General features: G+C 64.4%; 14 protein-coding genes, 1 rRNA gene and 1 pseudogene. 4 read left to right on the forward strand and 12 right to left on the reverse strand.

Annotation, left to right across the window (positions count from 1 at the left end):
• Window positions 1-297: 297 nt before the first annotated feature.
• Window positions 298-414: ribosomal RNA gene (gene rrf / locus AC1DRE_RS22435) — 5S ribosomal RNA — on the forward strand.
• A 380-nt stretch (window positions 415-794) separates the two neighbouring features.
• Here the strand turns inward: rrf and AC1DRE_RS22440 are convergent.
• A pseudogene (locus tag AC1DRE_RS22440) lies at window positions 795-2,046 on the reverse strand (IS256 family transposase).
• 176 nt (window positions 2,047-2,222) lie between these two features.
• Here AC1DRE_RS22440 and AC1DRE_RS22445 point away from each other — a divergent pair.
• Together AC1DRE_RS22445 and AC1DRE_RS22450 are read left to right on the forward strand one after the other, a co-directional pair.
• Window positions 2,223-3,062 carry an SDR family NAD(P)-dependent oxidoreductase gene (locus AC1DRE_RS22445; protein WP_476986700.1) on the forward strand — a complete coding sequence of 280 codons (840 nt, stop codon included), beginning with the start codon at window positions 2,223-2,225 and terminating at the stop codon, window positions 3,060-3,062.
• 138 nt (window positions 3,063-3,200) lie between these two features.
• Window positions 3,201-3,755, forward strand: coding sequence for a hypothetical protein (locus AC1DRE_RS22450; protein ID WP_476986701.1), 555 nt, complete (start codon window positions 3,201-3,203; stop codon window positions 3,753-3,755).
• A 60-nt stretch (window positions 3,756-3,815) separates the two neighbouring features.
• Here the strand turns inward: AC1DRE_RS22450 and AC1DRE_RS22455 are convergent, their stop codons facing one another.
• The 9 genes from AC1DRE_RS22455 to AC1DRE_RS22495 all read right to left on the reverse strand — a co-directional run bounded on the left by AC1DRE_RS22455 (window position 3,816) and on the right by AC1DRE_RS22495 (window position 17,288).
• Window positions 3,816-5,960, reverse strand: coding sequence for a putative bifunctional diguanylate cyclase/phosphodiesterase (locus AC1DRE_RS22455; protein WP_476986702.1), 2,145 nt, complete (start codon window positions 5,958-5,960; stop codon window positions 3,816-3,818).
• A gap of 241 nt (window positions 5,961-6,201) precedes the next feature.
• Window positions 6,202-7,401 (reverse strand): Wadjet anti-phage system protein JetD domain-containing protein, encoded by a 1,200-nt coding sequence (locus tag AC1DRE_RS22460; RefSeq protein WP_476986703.1) that lies wholly within the window; start codon window positions 7,399-7,401, stop codon window positions 6,202-6,204.
• Complete coding sequence (locus tag AC1DRE_RS22465) at window positions 7,401-10,799, reverse strand: ATP-binding protein (protein WP_476986704.1); 3,399 nt, start codon at window positions 10,797-10,799, stop codon at window positions 7,401-7,403. Before AC1DRE_RS22465 ends, AC1DRE_RS22460 begins: the two co-directional genes overlap by 1 nt.
• Window positions 10,796-11,467, reverse strand: a complete 672-nt coding sequence (locus AC1DRE_RS22470) for a DUF4194 domain-containing protein (protein ID WP_476986705.1) — start codon at window positions 11,465-11,467, stop codon at window positions 10,796-10,798. The genes AC1DRE_RS22465 and AC1DRE_RS22470 overlap by 4 nt, the downstream gene beginning before the upstream one ends.
• Window positions 11,464-12,915: a DUF3375 domain-containing protein gene (locus tag AC1DRE_RS22475; RefSeq protein WP_476986706.1), complete on the reverse strand. Its 1,452-nt coding sequence runs from the start codon at window positions 12,913-12,915 to the stop codon at window positions 11,464-11,466. Before AC1DRE_RS22475 ends, AC1DRE_RS22470 begins: the two co-directional genes overlap by 4 nt.
• Before the next feature lie 132 nt (window positions 12,916-13,047).
• On the reverse strand, window positions 13,048-14,451 hold the full coding sequence (locus AC1DRE_RS22480) for a UDP-glucose dehydrogenase family protein (protein WP_476986707.1): 1,404 nt from the start codon (window positions 14,449-14,451) through the stop codon (window positions 13,048-13,050).
• On the reverse strand, window positions 14,448-15,668 hold the full coding sequence (locus AC1DRE_RS22485; RefSeq protein ID WP_476986708.1) for a glycosyltransferase family 4 protein: 1,221 nt from the start codon (window positions 15,666-15,668) through the stop codon (window positions 14,448-14,450). The genes AC1DRE_RS22480 and AC1DRE_RS22485 overlap by 4 nt, the downstream gene beginning before the upstream one ends.
• A gap of 226 nt (window positions 15,669-15,894) precedes the next feature.
• Entirely contained in the window at window positions 15,895-16,089 is a 195-nt protein-coding gene (locus AC1DRE_RS22490) for a hypothetical protein (RefSeq protein ID WP_476986709.1), read from the reverse strand.
• An 89-nt stretch (window positions 16,090-16,178) separates the two neighbouring features.
• Entirely contained in the window at window positions 16,179-17,288 is a 1,110-nt protein-coding gene (locus tag AC1DRE_RS22495) for a hypothetical protein (protein ID WP_476986710.1), read from the reverse strand.
• A 177-nt stretch (window positions 17,289-17,465) separates the two neighbouring features.
• Here AC1DRE_RS22495 and AC1DRE_RS22500 point away from each other — a divergent pair, with 177 nt between their 5' ends.
• Entirely contained in the window at window positions 17,466-17,645 is a 180-nt protein-coding gene (locus tag AC1DRE_RS22500) for a hypothetical protein (RefSeq protein ID WP_476986711.1), read from the forward strand.
• 41 nt (window positions 17,646-17,686) lie between these two features.
• Here the strand turns inward: AC1DRE_RS22500 and AC1DRE_RS22505 are convergent, their stop codons facing one another.
• Both AC1DRE_RS22505 and AC1DRE_RS22510 read right to left on the reverse strand, forming a co-directional pair.
• Window positions 17,687-17,935: a hypothetical protein gene (locus tag AC1DRE_RS22505; protein ID WP_476986712.1), complete on the reverse strand. Its 249-nt coding sequence runs from the start codon at window positions 17,933-17,935 to the stop codon at window positions 17,687-17,689.
• Entirely contained in the window at window positions 17,928-19,376 is a 1,449-nt protein-coding gene (locus AC1DRE_RS22510; protein WP_476986713.1) for a flotillin family protein, read from the reverse strand. Before AC1DRE_RS22510 ends, AC1DRE_RS22505 begins: the two co-directional genes overlap by 8 nt.
• Window positions 19,377-19,487 lie beyond the last annotated feature (111 nt).

Consider the following 19,487-nt stretch of genomic DNA (forward strand, 5'->3'; position numbering starts at 1 on the left):
TTGATTGATAGGCCGGATGTGGAAGCGAGGACTAACGACTCGTGAAGCTGACCGGTACTAATAGGCCGATAACTTACACCACACACCACCCCCGCAAACCCGTTTCAAAAGGGGTTCGCACCCCGGGGTGGTAAAAAGAAACAAGACTGCTTGCGTCCACTATGTGGTTCCCAAACAACAAACCCGTCACACGGTTTCGTTGCAGGGAACACAACCACAACTAAATAACAACACCACTAATGTTGTAACCACAGATTTCCCAACCCCCGCACCTGCCGGGGGTCCGGGTAGAAGGGTTACGGCGGTCATAGCGTGGGGGAAACGCCCGGTCCCATTCCGAACCCGGAAGCTAAGACCCACAGCGCCGATGGTACTGCACCCGGGAGGGTGTGGGAGAGTAGGTCACCGCCGGACAACCATTAGGTCGAGAGCCTCCAGACACAGTCTGGAGGCTCTCCCACTTTAACCACCCCGCCAAACCCAAAACCCCGTTCAACCACCCACACCCCGGGCCACGGAACACCAGGACCCTCTCGCACATCCTGCACCAAAAACCAGGACCCTCCCGCACATCCCGGGCCCCTTCCGGGCAACCCCCTCTCACCTCCTCCACAGGCCGGCCGGGCACCCAAGGTGACCACCGCCGTCGTCAATCAACGGAAACTGAGAGAGCATCCACGAAATATCCCCCGAAAACTGAGAGAGCATCCGCGAATTTCCCGCAAAAAGTGAGAGAGCGTCGCCGGAACACCGGGACTGTCCGATAAACGGTGTGTGGGTCCGGCCGGTTTTCATTATTGAGTGGTTCTTTCGAACCGGCCGGCAAAGGTAATCGCGAACGCGTTTAGCGCAGGCTTCCACCTCATCACCCAGCGTGCCCGACCGCCGCCGGTAGGATCAAGAGCCCTGGTGACCAGATACAGGCATTTCAGCGCCGCAGCCTCGTTCGGAAAGTGCCCGCGAGCCCTCACAGCCCTCCGGTAGCGGGCATTGATCGACTCGATCGCGTTCGTTGTGCAGATCACCCGCCGTATCTCCACGTCGTACTCCAGGAACGGCACGAACTCAGCCCAGGAGGACTCCCAGAGCCGCACGATCGCCGGATATCGCTGACCCCACTCGGCCGTGAACTCGGCGAACCGGTCCTTCGCCGCTTGCTCGGACGGGGCCGTGTAGACGGGCTTGAGCGCCTTGACGATGCCGTCGCGGTGCTGGCGTCCGGCGTAGCGGAAGCTGTTGCGGATCAGATGCACGATGCACTGCTGCACGACAGTTCGCTCCCACGTGGTCGTGATCGCCTCCGGCAGGCCCTTGAGCCCATCGCAGACAGCGATCAACACATCTTCCACGCCCCGGTTCTTCAGCTCGGAGAACACCTGCAGCCAGAACCGGGCACCCTCACCGCCGTCGCCGGCCCAGTATGCCCAGGATCTCCCGCTCCCCGTTCACGGTGACGCCCATGACCACGTAGAACGCGGTGTTGCGCACCTGCCCGTCACGGACCTTGACCACGACCGCGTCAACGAAGAGCACCGGATAGATCGGATCCAAAGGCCGGGCCGACCATTCGGCCAGTTCCCCGGCAACCTTCTCCGTGATCCGGCTGATGGTGTCTTTAGAGACCCTGGCCCCATAGACCTCCTCGAAATGTGCGGCGATTTCCCCGGTGGTCAGCCCCCGGGCGGACAGCGACAGGACGATCTGGTCGATCCCGTCCAGACGCCGTTTCCGCTTGGGCACGATCACCGGCTCGAACGAGCCGTCCCGATCCCGGGGCACCTCAATCTCGACCGGACCGATCTCGGTCAGCACGGTCTTTGACCTGGTGCCGTTGCCCATGTTGGCTGCGATCGGCGTCTGGCCATGCTCGTGCCCGAGGTGCTCGGTCAGCTCCGCTTCCAGCGCGGTCTCCAGTACATTCCTCGTGAGCTGGTTCAACAGCCCGCCCGGGCCTACCAGGCTCACGCCCTGCTCCTTGGCCTGCGCGAGCAACCGCTCCGCAAGCTCCTTCTGATCGATGATCTCTCCCGTCACAGGATCGATCATCACCCCTGTCATCTCGGTCGTGGACTCTGACACGGCCGTCTCCTTTCGGATCAGGCCGGACCCCACACACCGTTATTCAGACAGTCCCGGAACACCAGCGGCGCCACCCTCGTTGTACTGACTGGGCTCGGGACGCCGGCTAGCGGCACGCTCCACCATCGATTGGGAGACACTTCATGGCTGCACGGACCATCGTCATTACCGGAGCGAGCGACGGCATCGGAGCCTCCGCGGCGCGGACTCTGGCGAAGGCAGGGGAGCGGGTCGTCGTCGTAGGGCGGTCTGCTGAAAAGACCCGGGCGGTGGCGGAAGAGATAGGCGCTGACTATTTCGTGTGCGACTTCGCTGACCTGTCCCAGGTGCGCACGCTTTCTGCAGAGTTGAGGGACAAGTATCCGCGGATCGACGTCCTGGCGAACAATGCCGGCGGGATCATGGGCAAGCGTGAACTGACCGTGGACGGCCACGAAAAGACGTTCCAGGTGAACCACCTGGCGCCGTTCCTGCTGACCAACGCGCTGATGGACGTGTTGACGGCGAGCAAGGCGACGGTGATCAACACATCGAGCGCGGCGAACGCCTTCGGGTACGTGGATATCGATGACCTTGACGCCGCGGGCAAGTACTCCACCAGCAAGGCCTACGGCACCGCCAAGCTCGAAAACATCCTGTTCACCACCGAGCTGCACCACCGGTACAACGCAGCCGGCATTTCCACGGCCGCGTTCCACCCGGGCGGCGTGGCCACCAACTTCGCGGCGGAGTCGACGAGCTGGTTCCGGTTCGCCTACAAGACATTCATCAAGCGGTTCATGCTGACCCCGGAGCAGGGGGCAGACACGCTCGTGTGGCTCGCCACCACCACGCCCGGGCAGGACTGGGTTCCCGGCGCCTACTATGCCAAACGGGCGCTGGCCAAAGCCAGCAAGCAGGCCTATGACGCCCAGCTGGCGCGGAAACTGTGGGATAGAAGTGAAGCTCTGGTCAGCACGGACAAGATCGACCAGCGAAGCTGACTCAGGGTTAGCCGCGCCCCCAAGGCTCACGGGCCGAGCCCAGGATTCCTAGGCCCGGTTATCCACATATCGCTTGGCCTCCGTTCCGCTTGCCCCCGTGCCCTCATAGCGTGGTGACATTCGCTACGAGGGGGAACCATGAAGAAGTTCATCGCTGCGCTGGCCATTGCTATCGCGCTGGGGCTGGTTGGGTGCTCGCTGCCTGTGGCAGCGCCCGCGGCGCCCGCGGCGTCCACCGCTCCAGGCTCCGCTCCGGTTTCCTCCGCGGCGGCATCCGGACACGCGTCCGGTCCGGCCCCCGCTCTGGCCGAGGCTCTTGAGCACCCCACCGCCGCGTCTTCGGATCTACCGTCCATTATTGTTCAAAAGCCGGATCTGGATGCTCAGGAGTCCGAGCCGGTTCCCTCAATGAGCGCCGACGAAGTCTGCAGTGTGTGGAAACAAGGCTTCAAGGTTCTCAACGAGGGAACCGTTCCCCCGAAGGAAGCTATGGCGACCTTGGAGAAGGTCACTGCAGCGGCCCCTCCGGAAATCCGGGTCCAATCCGGCATCGCGACGCGGATCCTGTGGGGTCAGATCCTGCATCCCAGTAATCAGCCCGCATCGGCGGAGACCATGGGATACCTCGCAGCCCTGCGCCAGGCATGTTACGACCTGACCGGAATCGATGTGGTCGAGGGACTCGACGGTTAGTGCGGGCCCCGTCGCCCCAGGCGGCCGTCGCCCTAGGCAGCCGTCGGACCGTCGCCCCGGTCAGCCTTCGAGGCGGACGCCCCGCATCTCGTCGATGGCGTCGGCCGAGCGGAGCAGCGCGAGTTCCAGGCCGGACTCGGGTTCAGGGTGGGAGAACAGATAACCCTGCAGGGAATCGCAATCCAGGTTAGTCAGGTAGGTCGCCTGCGCCGTGGTCTCGATGCCTTCCGCCGTAACCGTGAGGCCCAAGCTGTGGGCCATATTGATCATGGAGTTCAGGATGGGCAGTTTCTCCGCGCCGGTGCGGACCATGGACACAAAGGATCGGTCGATCTTCACGGCGTCCACGGGAAGATCCTGCAGCCGCCCCAGCGAGGAGTATCCGGTGCCAAAGTCGTCCAGCGCCACGCGCACACCAGCGTCACGGAGCAGGTCCAACTGCAGGATCACATGCGCATCCGGATCAAAGAAGACGCTCTCCGTCACTTCCAGCACCAGCTGCCGGGGATCGGCGCCGCAAGAGGCTGCCAGCTGCAACACGCTGTCGGCGAACTTGCATTCCTTCAGCTGCACACCCGACACGTTGACGGCTACGGAGCGTGAAGCGTCCGCAGCCAGCCAGGGCTGCAGCTCGGTGAAACTGTGCCGCAAAACCTGCAGGCCAATGGCGGAGATCAACCCGCTGCGCTCAGCTGTCGGAATGAACTGCCCGGGCGCAATCAGCTCCCCGTCCCGTTTCCAGCGGGCCAGTGCCTCAAACTGGACCACCTCACCGTGCCGCGGCGAAATGACCGGCTGATAGTGCACGAAGATTTGACCGCCGTCTACAGCCATGCGCAGCCCGGCTTCCATGTCCGTGCGCTGCACCAGCGCCGTCATCATGTCCGCCTCGAACCGCATGTACCGGTTCTTGCCGGCGGCCTTGGCGGCGTACATGGCGACGTCGGCCTGCCGGAGCAGCTCGGAACCCGCCACAGTATCGCGGCCCACCGAGGCCAGGCCCAAGCTGAGGCTGGGGCGCAGCATGGTCCCGTCAATCCACATCGGCACATTCAGCGACGCCACGATGCGTTCCGCGACGGCATCCGGTTCCGGCGACGCTGTCAGCAGCACCACGAATTCGTCTCCGCCCAAACGGGCAACGGTGTCGTCGGGACGGACACACGAACGGAGCCTGCGCGCCACCTCCGTCAGCATTTCATCGCCCGCATGGTGACCGAGGATGTCGTTGACCTCTTTGAAGTCGTCCAGATCCAGCAACAGGACATCCACCGAGATGGCCCGGTCGCCGCGGAGTGCTTCGGCAAGCTGGTCGTTGAACAGCTTGCGGTTGGCAAGACCGGTCAATGGGTCCTGGAATGCCAGCGCCTTGAGCTGTGCTGCCTGCTCGGCGAGATCGGCCATGGCCCGCTTCGCCTGATCCTGGGCAGTCAGCCGCGGCGTAACGTCGCGGAAGCTCCACACGCGGCCCACCACCTTGTCCGCCACTTTCTGTGGGCGCGAGTACCGTTCGAAGGTCCGCCCGTCGATGAATTTCAGAATGTCATTGCTCTCGGCCAGGGGGTGGGAGTAGAGGTCGCGGACCTTGTCCAGGAAGCCTTGAGGATCCTCCAGGAGCCCCAGCACGAAGTTGATCACCGCTTGGTCGTCGTGCGTGGCCAGCAACTCGCGCGGAATGCCCCACATGGACACGAACTGCTCGTTGACACCGGCGATCTGGCCGTCAGTACCGACAACAAGGATGCCGTCAGCCGTGGACTCGAGCGTGGCGCTGAGCAGGGACATGGCCTCGCGCAGCCCGTCGTCGGGTTCCTCACGATGCTGCATGGCCCGGACCGACACAGACATGCACAGGCCAGCCCCCGTATCCAGGAGCGCGCATGCGATCTCACCCTTGAACTCCGTACCGTCTTTCCTGAGACCGTATGCCTCGAACGGTGAGCTGTTTGCGGATTCCTGATCCGAGCGGAGGACCTTGAACAGGCGCTGGAAACTCATGCGGTAACCCTCGGCAAGAATGCCCTGGTGGTCCCGGCCGACAAGTTCCTGCCGGGAGTACCCGAACAAATGCTCGGCCGCGGCATTCACGAGGACGATGGTGCCATTCCGGGCAAGCACCAAAAGGGCGTCCGGAAGTGAATCGATGATCGCCTGATAATCAGTGCCCGAAAATGCCCTTGGTTCCTGGCTTTCCTGCACCGCCATCACAGCACCCTAAAGAACACGTGAGACCGCCGTTTCTTCATAGAATGTCCTCCTCTCCGCACATCATAGAGTGCGAATATCAGGACCGCTTGTCACATGAAAAAGCGCATGCAAATGGCAACAAAGAATTCACGGCAACAAAACTTTGGCTGCCACGCCCAAAACGTCGGTCATACGGAACGGCCCCCGTAGTTACGATGACGGACCTGGACGGCCAAGGCCATCAATCCATTAAGATTGTTCAATCCTCCGTGTCGGCGACTTCCAGCAACTTCTGTAATGCGTAAGCCCAGCTGATTCGTTCCTGCTCAAGCCGAATGTTTCCCCTCACTCGGAGATGCTCAAGGACGTCGAGTTCATCGGGCAACAAATGGCTCAACGAGCCGCTATTGGGGACTGGTTCATCCACGCAAAGGTCTTCAAACTCGGTCAGCGTCGCAAAATCCATCATCACAGTGGAGACGTCCATGCACGCAGCCCGGACGCGGTTGAGAATTCCGAAGCCGTGCGAATCGAGGTCTCCCCAATAGATAACCCTGCCTTCGCGGATCCATGGGACCCTGGCAAGCCTGTCAACGGCATACCCGGAACCGTGGATCACAACAGACCCCGCGACCGGAGGCATGGCAACTACCGACTCCAGATTTTCAAACACAAATACCGTTTGGGGTGAAGCGTCCATTGCGGCCAACTCCGCTACCGGAGCCGACACATCCATAAGCCCGCCCGGGCGCAAAGCCGGGTCGAGAAACCTGACGCGCACTAGAACCGGCGGCTTGGCAAGGCCTAGTGATTCCCTTCCGCTGATGGCCCCAAAGAGCCGTTCGACCAGTTGGTGGTTCTTGGACACCCATTTTGTGTCCACTCCACGGACCGGCAGTTGTCGGATGTATAGGCCAGAGTCCGGGTTCCGCTCAAGCCATCGCAGCACCCGCAGCAGGCGGTCGAAATCCTTGTCGGCCAATTCGGAGATCGCCCTGGCATTCCTGCGCACACAGTCCGCGAACGGCTCGCCGGTGCTAAACGCGGAAAGGAGTGCGGCGGCCCGCCGTTCGATCCTTGCCCAGTGTTGGCCTTTCCGAGCAAAGGCCGCCACAGCGGGTGCGCCCTCCAGGCGCACCCGGTCGGGAACCTTCTGCGTGCCTAGGCTGGTCCAACGGCGTTCTGCCCACACCACGAAATCTCTGAGTCCGGCGCCACCGGCCGCGGCGGCTCCCGATCCGGCCTCACGCCAGGACTTGACCCAGTCAATGGCGTTGGACTGGTCAGCAAGAGCCTCCGCCTCGGTGGGAGGATGCAACGGCAGGTCAACAAGCGCTGTGGCGGCACCAACCGCCCACTCACCAAAGTTCCGCTCATACTTGGCCGCAATCGTCGATCGCGCTGCGTCCACGGAGACCCACCGATGCGACAGTTTAGCTGTCCCCGCAATGCGTGCCATCAGCCGGCATCTTCATCGATGGCCATACGTAACTCACCGTCGTTGATGGAGACGACCCCGACGCGGGAGTCCTTGAAGTCTCGGCAGACGACGAGGGCAATCCCGCCTACATAATCCTCCAGCGTCTGGAGGAGTTTCAGCGGCGTGGCAAGGACCATGTGGAATCCGAACTCGAGAAAAACGTTCATAGCCATCTTGGTGAAGGCGCTGTCCGCCTTGTCGAAGGCCTCGTCCAGGATCACCGTTCCGAAGCGAGGAGTGTCGTCCTCATCCTCGGCCAACTGGTAACGGAGGGCCGCGGCCAGGCAGAAGATTACCAGCTTCTGACGCTGGCCCCCCGACAGTCCTGCGCTCGAATCGTGGATGTTCACGGTGGTTCCGGATTCGTCGAGTTCGATGCCGGTGAACCGCACGTGCAGGCGGGTGTCGAGGCAAAGTTTCTGCCAGCTCAGGTCCCCGGCTTCGCTGGAGGATAGCCGCTTCATCAGTCGGTTCATGACCTCGAATCTCTGCTCAGCCACCGACCGGTCCTCGTCAGCCCATGAGCCGGCGGAAATGGTCTGGAGGTCCTGCATGAACTGCGCCTTGGCCGAGGAGGCATTGTCCTTGACCATAATCTTCAAAAATCGGCCCTGGTCAAAGGGGGAACGCTGCAGCGACCGGTTGACGGGATCAATCCTCTCCCGGATCTGGGCCGGTGCCCGCCGGATCTCGTTATGCAGCTGGCCGACATTCCGCTGCGCTTGGTTCTGGAGCAGCTCAAAGAACTTCTCCTCGAAATCAGGCAGGCGGTCAGCGCGAAGCTTCGTCAGAATGGCAAGGTAACCGCCGCGGTCGCCGATCTCCGCAGTCAGGTTCGCGGCTGCCGAGGGCCAGGACGTGAGAAAGGCGTTCTGGATGGATACGATGTGCCGCTCGGCGGCTTGGGCTGCCCCGCGGGCCGCGTTCTCCTCCTCAGTTAGCCTGCCGCTGACTTTCAGCGCGACGTCGTCAATCAATGAGTGCGTGATGCTTCGGCGGACGGCGTGGAAGCGCTGTTCCAACTCCGCTGCGTCAGCCTCAGTGACCGCCGGGCGGTCCGCCGTCGTGAGTGCCTTGATGACCGCGGAAAGGCCCTCGACTTCGCTCCGATGCCCTGCAACGGCGGCCCGTCTGACGGTTTCATGCTCCTTCGCCGCCCGCAGGTCTGCGGCTGCTTCCTTTTCAGCCTTTTCGGCCAGACGGAGGTCGGTGCTGGCAGCACGCAGGGAGTCAAGGCGCTGCTGCTGATGCTTCCGGGCGTCCTCTGCGGCAGCAACATCCAGGTCCGCCCAGTCGCGGCGGTCCAGGACTTTGAGCGCCTCAACCCGGCGTCTGGCGGCTTCGCGCATACGCTCGGCCCGGGTGATCTTGGCCGTAACGGCCTCCCAGGCCGCCGACGCCGCCTTGAGCAGACCCATGAGATGGTCCACCTTGGCCTGGTTATCAAAGCCTAAGACCCAGAACTCCCGGTCACCGACGTGCCGGCGGTCATCCTTCTCGTAGCGCGTCCGGGTACGCTTTACCTGCCCGGCCTTGGTCACTGCCCGCTCCAAGGGCTTCAGCTCGGAAGGCTCGTCGACGCATTCGTAGTCATACAGCCGGGAAAGCTGGCTGTGGATCCAGCCGGCCATCGGACCTTCCTGCACCTCCACCCGGTGGATCAGGGACCGGGCCGACCGGGCGGTCCGCGGGGCTTCCGCCTGGCCGCCGACAGCCTCAGCGACGAGCCGAGTTCCCAGGTCGTGGCTGTCCATGGCAGCGGACACAGCGGATTCGTGCACCGCAGGCACCAGCATGATCGTGGCCAACGGACGCAGAACGCGCTCAAGGGCGCCGGTCCAGTCCGAATACTCGCCCTTGACCTGCAGCAGCTCGGCCACGAAGGGCAAAGAAGACACCGGCAGTCCCGTGGCGGCCGAGATTATTTGCCGGGCATTCAGGAAGCGGCTGTCCATGTTGGAGGACTGCTGGCTTAAGGTCCGGATGTCACCGGTCAGGGTCTCCCGGCGGCGGGCCAAGTCCGAGCGCGAGTCCTGCAGCTTCAGCAGTTCGCCATTGCCCTCAGCCTGCGCCGTTTCCAGTTGCTCACGCTCGCGCCGGGCAGTTGCCCGCAGCTCTTCGAATTCCTCAAGGGCGGAGGGAAAGGCTACGCCCACCGAAGCGAGGTCGCCGGCCAGTTCGGACTGCCGGTCCCGTACGTCCTGCTCTCGGGCTTCTGCAAGGTTCAGCCACTCGCGTTGCTGGGCCAGAGCCTGGCCGCCGCTACTTTCCACTTGCGCCCGTGCCAGCGAGTACATCTTGTCGGCTTCGGCGATGGCTGCCGTGGCGGCGGCGAGCTCGCCCTCCGCGATTTTCAGCTTCAGCTCCGCCGCCTCGGTTTCCTGCCGGGCGAGGCTCAGCTTCCAGTCATCCTTGAACGGCGAAAGGGCCTGGCGCAGTCCCTCGGCCCGCGCGATGGTCTCAGTGCCTTGCTCGTAGTTCTCACAGAGGGCAGCGAGCGGCTCAAGATGCTCCACCTGCCGCCGGGCCTCCACCACCAGCCGATGTGCCTCGGCGAGCTCGGAGAACTGGTCGACGGCGGTTTTGGCCAGTTTGAATGTGGCCGGTTCATCCAGCATGAAATTGCGAAACAATTCGTCCAGGTTGCCCAGGCTCTTGGCCGACTGTGTTTTGTGCAGCAGAAGCAAGGCATTGTCGCTGGCGATTCCCAGGAGGTTCCGGAACTTTCTGGAGAACGCGGAGTGCTGGTCTGTCACAGCGGCAGCCTCTGGCCAGCGGGACTTGATCTTGCGGGTCTCCAGGCCGTTCCGGGCATACTCCTGGAAGGCGGTCAGTAAGACGTCCTCCTGCAACAGGACGTGCAGTTCGCTGACCTCGGAGGGAGAGTTGCTGCCCCGCTTGAGGTGGTACAGCTTCACGAGGACGACAGGCTCCGGGGAGAGTCCGTTCCGGTAGCGGAGCAGGATGCCGCTCCAGGTGGCGCCGGCACGCAGATGATCGCTGGCTACTTCGCCGGTGACCTCATCCGCCTGCCGCCGCCACGCACCGCGGATGTAGCTGACGATGGACCGGTCTTCTCCGCGGCTTGATGCGTCTTGCGCGGCAGCATTGAACCTGAGCCACTTCCGGGGAGTTAGTACCGCGGCAATCCCGTCCAGCATGGACGATTTTCCAGAGCCGGAGTGCCCGGTGATTAGGAAGCCCTCGCGGGAGACATCCACTCGGTGGTGACCTTGGAATGTCCCCCAGTTGATCAGCTCCACGCTGTCCAAACGCCACTGGCCCGCCTGCATTGAACCGGCCGGCAGCGGTTCCAGCGTTGGAAGAGCGGCCGCGTCGCCGCCGAAGTCCAGGCCCGGGAGCGCCTCAGTGGTCATGGTGATCCTTCTTCCATGCGCCCAGCAGATGCAGGCCCTGGACTACCGGCATCTTCGGCCCGTCCGGCGAGCCGCCGGTACTCGGCCTGTACTGCGGCGATCTCGTCGGCACCGAAAATTAGTCGTAGGACCGGGGAAACCTCAAAGCGGTCTTCGGTGGTGGTCGGGGCAAGAATGCCGTAGCCAACCATCTTCGTCCACGAGCCGTTAATCCTCTTGGCGAAGCCTGCGGGATCCGAGTCGTCCGCGCCGCGGTACACCTGCAATTGGTCGGCAACCTCGTCCTTGCCGACGATCACGCGCTCACTTCCGTTGCCGTGCAGCAACTCCTGCCTCAGATGCAGGAGAACGGCCGTGTCCATGAATGTCAGCGGATGGCTTCGCATGACTTTGGGTGCGTCGGCATCCGGCGAGCTGACGTTCCTTGCGAACGCCAGCTGGCTTTCGGCGTCGACCACCAGCTCGAGGTAGGCGTCTGCCAGCCGCGATCTGATTTCTGCTTCATCGTTCAGCAGGGCAGCCCACAGATTACCGTGTCGGGCCGCGGAAAGGTAAGGCCCGCGCAGCAGCTGCACCAGTGCGCGACGCGAATCGGCGCGCAAGGTGCCGGTGTCCGTTTCCCACAATACGGAACTGCCCAGCACTGGTTGGTCCACCATTGATGTCATGACACCTTCTTCGTAAACAGGTACCGGGGAACCGTACCGTGCCTAGCCACGCCACGGGAGGATTGCCAGCGGACCGGCTCATCGCCATCGAGCGCCTTGGCATGGGCCTCCGCCAGCACGAGCAGGCCTACCACGCTAGCCACCCCCTGGGTGGCCGGATGATCTTCCAGGACTTCGGGGATGGTGACGGCTCCGCGACGCAGGAAGACGTCGTTGACGTTCGTGACCAGCTCCTTCATGTCGATTTCCGAGGCCCGGGCGAGTTCGCGCAGCTCGCGCAGGTCCACAGGCTCTGGCGGCCGGCTCTCCACCAGCGTCACAGTTTCCGAATCCGCTGGGTTGTGCAGGCTGAACGCCGCGACGGAACCCAGCGGCACCGAGGTCAGATCGAGGCTGAGCCCCGTCGGCTGCCAGACGCGGATCTGGCTGCCGAGCTCCACGCCGTCGCGCAGTGAGGCCCGAAGCAGCTCGTTGATGCGCCGGTCCTCCAGGAAGTCCTGGCTCTGAACAAAACGGCGCAGGCTACGGGACAGGTTTGTCATGACCTCGTGGATTTCGCCGCTGAGATCCTGCAGCTGGGGCAGCATACGGCGCAGGAAGCGGGTTTGGCGTGCCGTCAGGTTTCCAGCGAAGTCGCGCTCGAGGACGCTGGCGACGGAATCTTCAAACTCGGTGCTCTGTTCGGCATCCAGGATCATGGAGAAGAAGGCATTGAAGCTGCGGCCCGCCTCGGACTCGGAGAGGTGGTCAACGCCGCGAAATATGTCCTCCAGCACGGTGCCCCGCGAACCCTCCTGGCTGATGAGCCGTTCGCGCAGATCCCTGTTGATTGATTCCAGCTCAGCCCTGACCCTGGCGAAATCGCTGGGAATCTCATCCGCCAGAGCGAGCAGTTCCCGCGCGCGTTCAAGCGCCCGGTCTGCGCTGAGCACCTCGAAATCCCCGGCATGGACCCGTTCAATTTCAGCCGCTATCCGATCCTGCTGCGCCTTGAGGGCGGCGAGCCGGGACGTGACGCTCGGATCTGTATCCTGCGCAAGCTGCCGAAGCGCTGCGAAGATGTTGGATAGTCGTGACTCCGTAACAGCTTGCCTGGGTTCGGCAAGCTGGGTGACGAAGTGGATTGCGGAGAGCGCCCCCTGGGACAGCTCCAAAGTTTCCTCGCGGAATTCCTCCGACGCTCGGCGGATCAGGATGCCCTCGGTGCGCCATTCTGCGCAGTAGGCCTGTGCTGTCTGAGGGAGATCAAAGCCATGATCCCTCAGCTCCTGCAGGTCGCCGTCGATGAGCTCGAAGACCTCCGGCGCCGGCCGGCGGCGAACGTCGCCCGCCAGATGGCTGCCAAGGAGCGCGACAGCAGCTGCGGCGTTTCGCCCGCGCAACAGTGACCACGCAGGGCTGTCTCTGGCCAGACGGTCGGCGGCATAGGCGGCACTGAGTGTACTCACGCCTTTAAGGTACAGGGGAGGGGCGACAATGTCGGTCCAGCTGCCGTGTAGTTACGCGCAATGCTTTACTCACGAGGCAGAACTCAGCTACGCCCCGAAAGGATATAGGAGCCGCCGATTCACCCCACCTTGTCAATCTCGTAGGTAGGGGATTTGCACCTCTGGATGTCCGAATTCTGCAGGTTCGACGGCCGGGTTGGCCCCCGTCCCCAGCCCGCGGACGGTCCAGCCCGCCGCCTGCCACTCCGCAACGTCCAGCACATTGCGTGCGTCCAGCACCGTCCGCCGTCGTACCAGCGCGCCTGCAACCAGCGGCGACAGCGAACGGTATTCGTCCCACTCAGTCAGCAGCAGCACCAGCTCGGCGTCCTCGAGCGCCCGGTCCGTGCACTTCTCGAACCGCAGTTGCGGGTACCGCATCCACGCATTGTTGACGGCCTTCGGATCCGTCACCGTCACGTGGGCGCCGGCCGCGGCGAGCTGCAGGGCGACGTCCAGGGCGGGGGAGTCTCGGATGTCGTCCGTTGCCGGCTTGAACGCAGCACCCAGCACCGTCACCGTTCGGCCGGCCAGGTAGCCGCCGCACAGCTCCGCGGCGATCTCCACCGTCCGGTGCCGCTGGCCCAGGTTGATGGCGTCCACCACCCCCATCCATTCGTCCACCGAAGCCACTCCGAGAGCCGCGGCCTGTGCCCGGAAGCTGCGGATGTCCTTGGGCAGGCAGCCGCCGCCGAACCCCAGCCCGGCATGCAGGTACCGGCTGCCGATCCGCGGATCCAGGCCCATCGCCTCACCCAGTTCGGTAACGTCCGCGCCGGACGCGTCGCACAGCTCGGCCATCGCATTGATGAAGCTGACTTTCGTGGCAAGGTACGCATTCGAGGCCGATTTGATCAGTTCCGCTGTGGCGAAGTTGCACACGAGCCGCGGAATCCCGGCGCGCAGCAGCGGCTCGTAGACGGCGTCCATCGCCGCCGTCACGCCGCGGCCCGCCCCGCTTGTGGGTTCAAACGCCGCGGCCTTTCCTCCCGGAACGCCGTAAACCAGACGGTCCGGCACCAGGGAGTCCTTCACCGCGGTGCCCTGCCGCAGGAACTCCGGGTTCCAGCCGAGCAGCACGTCCGGGCGCCCGGACAGGATGCCGGCCAGCATCTCGACCGTCCCCACCGGGACCGTTGACTTACCCACGACGGCGGAGCGCGGGGCCAGGTGCGCAAGGAGGCTTTCGGTGGCGGACACCAGGTAGCTGAGGTCGGCGCCGTCGGACGTTTTGGACTGCGGCGTACCCACGCAGAGGAAGTGCACCTGCGCGCCGGCCGCGGCAGCGATATCCGTGGAGAACGTGAGGCGGCCGGTGGCGCGGCCGTCCTGCAGGAGCTCGTCCAGGCCCGGTTCGAAGAAGGGGGCGAAGCCGCGGGCCAGTTGGTCCACCTTGGCCGCGTCGACGTCGATGCCCACCACGGTGTGGCCCATCGACGCCAGGGTTGCTGCGTGCACGGCACCGAGGTAGCCGCAGCCGATCACGGAAATTCTCACAGGGACACTCCTCTTTTGGTTTGGACAGGCGCGGCCACCGGAACGCGGCGGCTTGCGGCGGGCACCGATGCGGGCACAGGCGCGGGCACGGGCTCGGCCACCCGTTCGCCGGCCATCACAGCCCGGTAATGCCGCACCAACTCCGCGCTCAGCGCCGGCCACGTCCGCCCCTGGACCGAGGCGTGCGCTGCCGCTGCGAACGCGCGGCGTTTGGCGTCGTCGCCCATCAGGTCCATGACGTGCGCACGCAGGCCGGCCAGGTCGCCGGGCTTGTACAGCCAGCCCGTGCGCGAATTCTCCACCAGGTCCAGCGGGCCGCCGCGTCCCGTGGCCACCACCGGCACGCCCGATGCCATGGCCTCCTGGATGGTCTGGCAGAAGGTCTCGAACTCGCCGGGATGCACGAAAAGGTCGAAGGAGGCCACCGCCCTGGCCAGCTGCTCGCCGCCGAGGAAGCCCGCAAATACGGCGTTCGGCAGGGCTTCCTGCAGCGCCTCCCGCTGCGGGCCGTCGCCGACGATCACTAGCCTGGTGCCTGGCACATCGGCCAGCACGGCCAGATCCTCCACCTGCTTTTCCACGGCGAGCCGGCCCACGTAGCCGATGATCCGCTCGCCGCCCGGGGCCACGGAGGCCCGCCACGCGTCGTCGCGCTTTCCCGGCGCAAAGCGCGCGGTATCCACACCGCGCCGCCACATGTCCACCCGCAGTACACCGCGGCCGCGCAGCTGGTTCAGCGCGAAAGTGGACGGCACCAGCGTCCGGGACGCCAGCAGATGGATGTTCTCCACCCGGTTCCAGGCCCAGTTCTCCATGAACGGCACCCCGTAGCGCGCCGCGTAACTGGGAACCTCGGTCTGGTAGATGGCCACAGTGGGGATCCCCAGCTGGTGAGCCGCCTGCACCGCCCGCCAGCCGAGCACGAACGGTGACGCGAGGTGGACAACGTCCGGCGCGTAATCGGCAAGGATTCTCTTGACCCGGTTCACACCGCCCAACGCCACCCGCACGTTCGTGTACCCGGCCAGCGGAACCGATGGAAGCCGGTGCACGAACGCGCCGTGCACCACATCCAGGACCTCTGTGTCCTGAGTCGACGGGGCGATCACCATAACGTCATCGCCCCGTTCCTGCAGATGCTCTAGCACCCGAAGGATGGAGTGCGTAACCCCGTTCATCAGTGGCAGGAATGATTCAGCAACGATTGCGATCCTCACCCCTCCACGGTGCGCGGGGCGTGTTGCCTACCGGGGGAGCGGGAATGACGGGGAGTAGAAGGTTGGGTTAACAGCCGGGCTGAGTTGAAGCACGACGACGGCGGCGCTCGCCGCCGGGGGTGCCGTAGCTCGTCCTCAAGGACCAGCTCGAGAGCATTGCAGGGCCCGGATGCTGCCCCGTACCACCCCCAGACGGGCGCGGGACAACATCCGGACCAGCTGCGGGTCAGCGGCTGGCCGCCGAACCGGCCCGGACCATCGGGTTCATGGGGTCGGGCCAGTTACCGATGCGGGCTTTCATGGTGTTGGGCCACCACCCGATGCTCGCGTTCATGGGGTCGGGCCAGTTGCCGATGGAAGCACGGGCGGGCGCGGAACGGACGATCGGGGCGGCGCTGAAGAGCTGGGTGTAGATGGACATGACTTTTCTCCTGACTGAGTGTTGATTCCTTTACGCCGACGACGGCGTGGATGGCCATGCTCTGCCTGAAAAGCGCAGAGGTGGCCTGCTCAGTCGGGGGAAGACCCCGGATCAAACGTCGGGCCCGCGACGGGGATCAGAGCTCTGTCCGGCATCAAGCCGCTGCGGGCATCGTGCCGAATGTTCCAGAACGCCGCGACATCGGCCGAAGCCTCGGCGCCGGCACTGCCCGTACCTGCGGACGCGGAACCGGACTGGTTCTGCAGGGCAGCGAAGCGGAACACCTGTTCGGGCTCCGGCGCGTTTGCCGGCGCGGGCGCTGCCGAAACAACGTAGCCAATGGTTGCCGCCAACGCCCGCAGCGCCTGCGTATTCGCCAGGAACTCCAACGGCGAAACCGCGCGCCGGGCCTGCTGCGGAGCGGCGGCGGTGTCCTTGGCCGCCTGCGAACCGGCATGGGCAGTTGCCTCAAGGCCGACGCCGGCAGGTGTGGCCAGCGCCGGGTGGAAGCCCGACGGCGGCACGGTGGTAACGGGTGAACGCCCGGGAACAGTCACTTCCGGCAAATACACCGGTAGTTCCGGCAACGGAATCTGCGGTACCGGAACGGTTGGAAAAGTCACGGTGGGAAGCGGCAGCGTGGGTAAAGGCAGCGTGGGGACCGGCAGCGCCGGAACTGTAAGCGTGGGAACCTGAACGCCCGGCAAAGCCGGCGCCAGCGAGTCGACCACCGAGACGACTGTGCCGCCCACTGTGTCGACAGTGCCGGCCACCGTTTCCGTGGTTGTGTCGACAACCACCGTGTCGCCAACCACCGTGTCGGCGAGTGAGTCCGTGAGCGGCGGGGCGGCCCTGTTCACCCCAACTGTCACAGCTTCTGTTGCCTCGCCGGGCACCGGATCCGTGCCGTCGACCACGGCCGCCGCCGTGCCGTCGACCACGGCCGCCGCCGTGCCGGAGACCGGAAACGGCACAGCGGCGGCCTGGGCTGGAGAATCCTGGAGCGCCGGTGCGGGCGTGTTCCCGGCGTCCTGAAGCACTGAAACGGTTGCCTGCTCGATCGCGCCCAGCAGGTTCGGGTCTTCGGATGCGGCATTCGCGGAGCCAGCGGCCCACGCCAACCAGGTAACGGTCAGCAGGACGGCGAGCAGGAATGGGCGCGAGGTAGCGAGGCAACGATCACGCAAAGTGCCGCCCATCCGAATCACCCCCCAGTGGCGATGGAAAATCAGGATACGCCCGGTGTTGTCAGCCGTCTAGACGTCCGGGCTTGCGGGATTAAACCGTCGGGGAACCAGAGTGCAGATCTGGGCGCGCGGGTCCATCGGCAGCCGGATCAGATCGCCGTAAAATTGGAAGCAAGAGGTGTTCCAGAAATGTCCGGGCCAATCGTCGTCGTCCTTCTTTTCCTTGCCGTTGTTGCCCTCGTAGGGGTCATCGGCACGGTGGTGGTGGTCGTCCGCGACGGCCGCGGACAGCTCCCGCGGGAGCAGTCCGACCGCCCGTGGATGGCCGGAAACCTGCCCAGCGTTCCGTACTCGGTGTGGCGGTTCTGACTGCAACAGGCATGATCGCAGTAGCCCGCTGCCGCCCTCACTCAGCGCCCGCCGTCGTGCCTCAACACCTCCGGCAGTTCGTCCACGTAGACCGTCTGCGGCGGATCAAAGTAGATGACCAGCACTTCCTCGCCCACCGGAAACACACTGGCCTTGTCGAACGGGTGGGCGTGGAAGGCCATGATGCCGCCAAGATACGGCAGCATGACCTCGCCGATGGTGCCCGGGCCGATGCGCCCGGTCACCCGTCCGATCTTTCCGGTAAGGCTGCGGTCGACGTTTTTATGCATCGGGGGCTTTCGCTGGCCTGCCGTCGCCCTGGGCGGAGCTCTTCCGGGAGTTCTTCAGCGCGGAGGAGAGGGCCGGAAGGTAGTCGCCCACCTGGGCGAGGATCCCGCCGAGCATCTTGTTGACCCCTTCGCCGCCGTTCAGCACCGTCATCTGGCCCACATGCGAGAACGGTTCGGCTGCCGCGGCGATGATGGCCGGCATGTTCTCGGCCAGCTGCTGCGAAATGACGGCGTCCTGGTTGGTCCCGAGTGCCTCGGCGCGGGCCTTGATACCCTCAGCCTCCGCGAGTGCCTTGGCCTTGATGGCCGACGCGGCAGCATCACCGCGTGCCCTGGTGGCCGCGGCTTCCGCCTCGCCGGTGACCTTCGTGGCGCCGGCAGCGGCCGCGGCAGCCGTGGCATTGGCCTGGGCCTGGAGTTCCGTCCGCCGGGCGTTCACCTGGGCTTCGAGTTCGGTGCGGCGGGCCAGCGCCTCGGCGGCACTGATGTCGGCAGCCTTCTGGCCTTCCGCATCCGTCCGCTTGGCATAGGCCTTGGCGTCGGCGGGCTTGCGGATGGTGGTCTGAAGCTTTTGCTCCTCGCGGTCCGCCTCAAGCTTGGCCACTTCGGTTTCCTGGACCACCACCTGCTGGCGCGCGGTTGCGTCGGCCAACGGACCGGCCTGGGCGGCATTGGCCTTTGCCCGCTCGGCATTGGCCTGCGCCACCGACTGCCGGATGGCCGATACGCTCTGGGCGTCGGCGATGAGGGCAGCCGCCTCCGCTTCCTTCTCGGCGGCCTCGCGGTTCCTGGTGGCCTCGGCAATGCGGGCTTCCATCTTCACCTGGGCAATATGGGGCTTGGCGATGTTCTGGATGTACCCGGTGGGGTCCTGCAGGTCCTTGATCTGGAGCGAATCCACGACCAGGCCCAGCTTCTCCATCTCCACGCCGCTGGCGCTGCGGACCTGCGAGCCAAGCTTGTCCCGCTCGCGGATGATTTCCTCCATCGTCATGCTGCCGATGATCGACCGCAGGTGGCCCTCAAAAACGTTGTACACCTGGCTTTCCATTTTGGGCTGCTGACCCAGGAAACGCCTGGCCGCATTTGCAATGAACGGCGGGGCGTCGCCGATTTTGTAAATCACCACACCTTCAACAATCACCTGGATGCCCTGCGAGGTAACACAGGAAACCTTGAGCTCTGTTTCATTCAAGGTGAGCGACAAGGTGCGCACCGTCTGAAGCCCAGGAAATACCAGTGCACCCTTGCCGGTGACGATCTTGAAGTCCATTCCGGCCCGGGTTTCAAGGGTTCCGCGGGTCAGGCCCGAGATGATGAGGGCCTCGTTGGGTTCAGCCACTTTCCACATCAGTTTTATTGCCACCCATATAAAGCCTATGACGACAATCGCGCCAATGAGGGCGGCAATTAGCGGGAAGAATGCTGACAAGTCCGGCATGGCCAGGTCCTTTCAGGGTTATGGAACAGGCATCGCGGTAAAGTCCCAATTGATGCAGCTGCACATTCCCTGCCGGCTTGAATACGGGTAATTCCGGCCTGCCGGGCCAGC

This window comes from Arthrobacter sp. P4_H3 (genome assembly GCF_056400885.1).

What these genes read in the sequence shown, in the direction of transcription:
- AC1DRE_RS22455 (WP_476986702.1), bottom strand. Translation starts at nt 5,960, where the DNA reads ATGGCGGTGCAGGAAAGCCAGGAACCAAGGGCATTTTCGGGCACTGAT.
- AC1DRE_RS22445 (WP_476986700.1), top strand. Translation starts at nt 2,223, where the DNA reads ATGGCTGCACGGACCATCGTCATTACCGGAGCGAGCGACGGCATCGGA.
- AC1DRE_RS22505 (WP_476986712.1), bottom strand. Translation starts at nt 17,935, where the DNA reads ATGCATAAAAACGTCGACCGCAGCCTTACCGGAAAGATCGGACGGGTG.
- AC1DRE_RS22500 (WP_476986711.1), top strand. Translation starts at nt 17,466, where the DNA reads ATGTCCGGGCCAATCGTCGTCGTCCTTCTTTTCCTTGCCGTTGTTGCC.
- AC1DRE_RS22450 (WP_476986701.1), top strand. Translation starts at nt 3,201, where the DNA reads ATGAAGAAGTTCATCGCTGCGCTGGCCATTGCTATCGCGCTGGGGCTG.
- AC1DRE_RS22465 (WP_476986704.1), bottom strand. Translation starts at nt 10,799, where the DNA reads ATGACCACTGAGGCGCTCCCGGGCCTGGACTTCGGCGGCGACGCGGCC.
- AC1DRE_RS22470 (WP_476986705.1), bottom strand. Translation starts at nt 11,467, where the DNA reads ATGACATCAATGGTGGACCAACCAGTGCTGGGCAGTTCCGTATTGTGG.
- AC1DRE_RS22490 (WP_476986709.1), bottom strand. Translation starts at nt 16,089, where the DNA reads ATGTCCATCTACACCCAGCTCTTCAGCGCCGCCCCGATCGTCCGTTCC.
- AC1DRE_RS22495 (WP_476986710.1), bottom strand. Translation starts at nt 17,288, where the DNA reads ATGGGCGGCACTTTGCGTGATCGTTGCCTCGCTACCTCGCGCCCATTC.
- AC1DRE_RS22510 (WP_476986713.1), bottom strand. Translation starts at nt 19,376, where the DNA reads ATGCCGGACTTGTCAGCATTCTTCCCGCTAATTGCCGCCCTCATTGGC.
- AC1DRE_RS22460 (WP_476986703.1), bottom strand. Translation starts at nt 7,401, where the DNA reads ATGGCACGCATTGCGGGGACAGCTAAACTGTCGCATCGGTGGGTCTCC.